Raw genomic sequence first — 5256 nt, 5'->3', positions numbered from 1 at the left:
CACGCCAAACCAGCAGACGAACACGCAGGTCACACCGACACACCCCAAGTTACCGACCGGTAATGTCCTAACTCAGGTGATCAAACCGAAGGCCTCCCCGAGCGTGTGTCAGACATTCCCAACGAGTATCGGCATACACCGCCGCCGATACCTGCCCCGGAAATACCGCGAAATGAAGCCTCGCCGGCAGTCAATGAACCCCGGCGTTACGTGAATCCGCTCTAGGCGTGTCGACAACAAGGTCGTCTGCCTACCGCTCCGGACCGCCCGTCGCACTAGCAGCCGGATGACTTAGGTGTCTGAGGCCTAAACGGTGGTGCTGAGCGCTTCCAATGCGCCGAGCGCGTCTGCGGCGGCTCTCCGTGCCGCCTCAAGCTGGCTGCCGACACCCGGCCAGTCGCCGCGAATTTCGGCAACCACTGCCGCCGCCATCGCGCGGCGCTCCGCTCGCGCGTACATCTGTTCAATGGCGATGGTCGTGCTCGCCTGCGCCACAACGCTATCCAGATCTATAAGCAGCGCGTCGAGATCGCGCATCTCCCTGCCGGTATTGGTTTTCGCGCGGCGGGCCTGCCATAGCGCAACCAGGCGCTGATAGACGGGCTCACGGGCCGCACGCACACCATCACCCAGCGGGCCATAACTGAGTTGCTCGTCCGGTTGCAGATCCAGCAGGTAGCGCACCGCGATCATCAGCTCACCGGCGGCGCGGAAATCAGTCGGCACCTCTCCGCGCAACCGCCGTGCGACGTCTGCACGGATCACCTCGATCGGCGCGCTCGGATCAACATGCTCCGCCACCGGCGTGCCGTGCGCCGAGACGCGGATCGCATCGGCAACTGCTCGGTTCACCGCGTTGCGTTGTACTGCTACACCCGTTGTGTCGCCGCGTATTTCGGCGATGACCGCAGCCGCCATCGCCTGCTGCTCGGCCAACGCGAAGGTCCGCTCAACCTCCGCTGCGGCGATGGCCGCCAACAACACATTCAGTACGTCACGTAGCAGTGCCCGCGCGTCACGTTGACCAGCGAGCCACTGCTCCCGTCGTGCTTCGAGCACCTCACGGCGGGTATGCCACAGCCGCGTCAGGTGTCCATACAGCTCGGCCCGGGCCGTCGTGAGGGCCTCGTACAGTGCACCTTGCGCGATAGTGGCCGGCCGCGGCTCATTGTCAAGCGCAATAACGGCGTGTAGCAACTCGAATGCCGCGCGTTCGTCCGCGAACACGTCGCCGCCGCACAACTGGCGTTCGATCTCTGAACAAATCACATCGAACGCCGACAACGGATCCTCAGTCACCGTCTGTCTTCTCGTCGGACCCGGTGCGGCCGGGGTCCTTATAGTCGGGCAGGAGGATTCGTCGCGTAGATCGGGTGACGACCGGCGGTTTGTCGTCACTTGTCTTCACCGGAACACTCGGCGGGGCCGTTAGGCGGCCCTTGACCGGTTGACCATTGGGCACGCCCGGGGCAGTCACCCGCTTCTCGACCGGCTTGTCCTTGCTTCCGCCCTCGCCGCCGTGGCCCATTGCGCCCGGGGGCATCATTGGCATCCCGGTTGCGCCCATCGGCGTCGACGTAGGCGGCGTGCCACCGGAGGTTGTCGCGGCAACCGACTTTGGCGCTGAGCCAGCAGGAGTCGTCGGCGGTGACGACGTCGGCACTGGTGGTGGTCCCAGGTAGCCGGTGGGCGTAGTACCACCGCCGATGCCCGAGCCGAGCTCGCCGCCAGCGCCGCCTCCGCCGCCGCCAAGACCCGATCCGCCTTCGAGGCTGTCCACCAGCCGTGCCCCGTCTGCTGCCTCCAGACCCTCAGCACCGTGGGCCTGCTGGAAAGCGCTCATCAGCGGCTGCATTGCGCCCTGTCCGGCTTGCATAGCCTGCTGCGGAAGTTGGGTGAGCGGGCCCAAGATCCCGCCGACCGCCCCCCCGATCGCGCCTGTAATGCCCGACACTGCCTGTTGGATCATCTGGGTGGTCTGCTGGGCTCCGCCCTGAGCGCCAACGCCCTGGAACTGCTGCGCTGCGTCCGCCTCATTGGCCGGAAACTTGCGTGCGGCGTCGGCGGCGTGTGCTCGACGATCAGCGTCGTCGGCCGCAATGTCGGCGTTGGCGGGTCCAAGGTCGGCGTTGGTGGACATGCCAAATCCCGCCACCCCAACGTCCAAATACCCTGTCCCACCAGCATGTACCGGACCGGGAGCCAACGGCGTCGGCGCCGGTGCATCGGCGGCCCCCCCATAAATGCCGGGATATGCCTTGAATCCGGTCATGTGCATCTCCTCGTTGACGTGTTGGCTAGTGCCCAGGCGAGGTGATAGTTCGCCCCCGTTTGGTCTCCATCAATCAGAGCACCAATCGCCGCTAAGAGCATCCAGTCGACCACCGAAGCTATGTCGTGGTCGGGGTATGCGGTCAGTACGGATTGGCGTATTTCTGTGGTCTTGTCGCGTATTAGTTCGGCTTCGTTGTCGGGGACGCCGTACTTGCGGGCGGCGGCGATGGCGACTGCTTGGGCGACGCGGGGTAGTCCGTCTTGGCGGCGGACGTGGTCGACCAGGGTTGGCCCGAGTTCGTCGATGGTGGAGGCGGTGCGTGCAGCGCGGTCGCCGCTGAGCGCGGGGGCGTCGGGTCCGGCTTCGCTGACGTAGGCATGGGGATGGTGTACGGCTGCGACCGCGACGGCGCCGAGCAGATCTTCAACCGTGGCGTCGCGGCGTCGGGTGGCCGGTTCGAGCAGGGTCAGATGAGCAGGCAGCCGAACATGTGGGGGTATCCAACCGCCTGCGAGGTCGGTGACCAGCAGGGTGGTTCGCGCGTCGTCGCGTAGCCCGGCGGCCCAGGAGAGGGCCGCTTCTTGGCGGGCCACCGCATCGACGATGCGCCGCAGGCGTTGCTGTTCTGCTGTTCGCCGGCCGGTGTCGCCTGCGGCGGCGCCCGCGGCTGCGGCTACCGTGGCGCCGGCTAGTGGTGAGGCGGCGGTGGTTGGTTGGCCTTGGGCCGCGGCTTGGCTGGTGGACTTGGCTACCGGTGATACCAGTGAGCTGCCGGCCGAGGGTGATGATGGGGCGGAGGCCGCCACGGCCGCACCCGAGACGGGTCCGGCCGGCGTCGACGGTGCAACCGGTGGGGTGACGACGGGTGGGCGCAAGTCAGCGCCGTATGCGGGCAAGGGGCCGGCCGGCGTGGCACTGACCGGCGCGACGGGTGCGGGGGTTTGGCCGCTGGTCATCACCGGTGCAACTGAGGTCATGGTGGTCTCAGTTGGGGCTGATAGCACCGGGGCCGGGCTGGCAGCCGCCGCGCCTGCGTCGGGAATATGCGGCACAACCGGTGCGCTGGCCGGGATTGTGGGGCTGCCCGCCATGGGTGAGGTAGTAGGCGGTGTTGCTGGTGAAAGTGGTTGGGTGGCCGCATGCATCGCGCCCTCCGACAGGGATTGGGTACCGGCAGCCGCCGGCGCGCCAGTCATCATGCCGGTCGTAAACGACTGGCTCAACGACTGCGGCGACAACGGCGCGGCCGCGGCCGCCGGTGATGCTGGCGCTGAAACGCCTGGCACTGACGGGCCACCGATAGCGGGGACACCCGGAGACGGCGAGGGGACAACGGTATTCGGCGCCTGCTGTACGCCGGGCTTTAGCGGAGTATCGCCATAGGCCAAGGCTCTTGGTGTCGTTGTCAGTGGAAGGCTATCCGACAATGACGTGCCAGGTATTGGAGTTTTACCGTATCCCAATGGTTTTGGACTCTCGGCCGCTGTTACGCCATCCGATAAGGGTGTACCGGAGGGCAGAGGACGGGTGCCGTATGCAGAATTTGTTGGCGAGCTTGCCTGGGCAGCTAAGTCTTCGGCGGTGATTGGCCGCGATGGTGGGGGGCCGTCGAGATTCACGCCGTGCTCGCGCAGCCATGTGCGGGCATCACCACCGATGGTTACGTCAAGCACTCGCTGGGTCGCATCGACAAGGTTGGACATCGCAATTCCTGCCGCATTGGCCGCGGTTGCATTCTTGGTCGCGATGACCGCATTCACTGCGGCAACTTTTGATTCTGTTGACCCCTGACCGGAAATGATCTGGTCAATCTCCTCGTTGCCCGACTTCGCAATTTCTTTCAGTCGGTCACGTAAATGATTCACCGCATCCGCGACACGATCACTCTGCTCACTTTTGACCTGGCACTGGTGAGCAATCGTCGTCAGACGTTGCTCGCCACGCCAATACCGATCCAACAAATCCTCAGCAGTGCGACCCTGATTAACTCCCAACTGCGTCCGCCTGGCGTGCAGATCGCTGGCCTCGTTGCGCTTGATCGCCCCTGCATCGCTCCAATAGGTGACCGCAGACGTCACCGCGTCCGGTCGTCCGCACCACCACGGGCCCACCAACCACGCCGACCACTTGCCCGGCGGAAGATCAGCCGGCACCGCACAAGGCCTTCATGCGCGCATCCTTTGCATTTACGTCATCAGCCGCTGACTGCCAAGCCACCGTGTCACGCTCCACCGCCAGTGCGGTTGCGTTGCCATACGCTTCAGCCAGCGCAAGTGTTGATGTGCGATCGGTGGCAGTCAGAGCCGCGGTTGAATCAACTGTCCTTTCAAGCATCGCTGCCGCATTGACGGTGGCGATGTTTGCGAGCGCCGTGCTGTCGCCATTTGTTGCGACCTGGACCGAACGCGCTGCAACCTTGTATACATCACATAACTTCTGGTGCGCGGCGGCGGTTTCGGCGGGGGTGTATGTAGGCTGCGCTGTTGTGGCCGGTGCTGGGGTTGGGCTGCTGGATGTAGGGCGCGTCAAAGCCACGATCAAGGCTGCAGCGCTCAGAACTACGGCCACAATGCCGATGCCCGCCACGGTGACTAACGTCCAGCTGTGTGAGCGTGGTGCGAGCTGAGCGGGATATGGCGGTGTCCACTGCGGTGCGGGCGGCTGGTTAGTTGTCACTTCAGTAAGGTTATTCGCGCTGTGGCCTTTGCGCACTCCAGTGCGTATCAGCAGCGTCCGGTGTGGGTGATCGTTGCGGCCGTAACGGCGCCGTCGTGGTCGGGGTATGCGGTCAGCACTGATTGGCGGATTTCTGTGGTCTTGTCGCGTATTGGGCGGAGGCCGCCACGGCCGCACCCGAGACCCGACTTTTATCAAACTAGTGCGCACCGCTGGCGTGGATTTCGGCTAGCGGGAGTTTCCGCCCTGTGTAGTTGAGCGGCGTGTCTTTTGTTGTGGTGCTTGGTTTTTGACGCGTTTGGGTG

The 5256-nt window shown here is 64.8% G+C and carries 3 protein-coding genes and 1 pseudogene; all 4 read right to left on the bottom strand.

What is annotated here, in order from left to right; all coding sequences use genetic code 11:
• Nucleotides 1-306: 306 nt before the first annotated feature.
• The 4 genes and pseudogenes from AWC07_RS02320 to AWC07_RS02305 all read right to left on the bottom strand — a co-directional run bounded on the left by AWC07_RS02320 (nucleotide 307) and on the right by AWC07_RS02305 (nucleotide 4861).
• Entirely contained in the window at nucleotides 307-1284 is a 978-nt protein-coding gene (locus tag AWC07_RS02320) for a hypothetical protein (protein ID WP_244187438.1), read from the bottom strand.
• A 700-nt stretch (nucleotides 1285-1984) separates the two neighbouring features.
• Nucleotides 1985-2089, bottom strand: a pseudogene (locus AWC07_RS29650) (hypothetical protein); the annotation flags it as partial.
• Between the two features lie 179 nt (nucleotides 2090-2268).
• On the bottom strand, nucleotides 2269-4428 hold the full coding sequence (locus AWC07_RS02310; protein WP_084293295.1) for a DUF5631 domain-containing protein: 2160 nt from the start codon (nucleotides 4426-4428) through the stop codon (nucleotides 2269-2271).
• Nucleotides 4418-4861 (bottom strand): hypothetical protein, encoded by a 444-nt coding sequence (locus AWC07_RS02305; RefSeq protein WP_084293297.1) that lies wholly within the window; start codon nucleotides 4859-4861, stop codon nucleotides 4418-4420. Before AWC07_RS02305 ends, AWC07_RS02310 begins: the two co-directional genes overlap by 11 nt.
• Nucleotides 4862-5256 lie beyond the last annotated feature (395 nt).

This window comes from Mycobacterium gastri, assembly GCF_002102175.1.
GTDB lineage: Bacteria > Actinomycetota > Actinomycetes > Mycobacteriales > Mycobacteriaceae > Mycobacterium > Mycobacterium gastri.
Note: the sequence above shows the minus strand (reverse complement) of the source record. Positions and strands in the feature narration are given on the sequence as shown.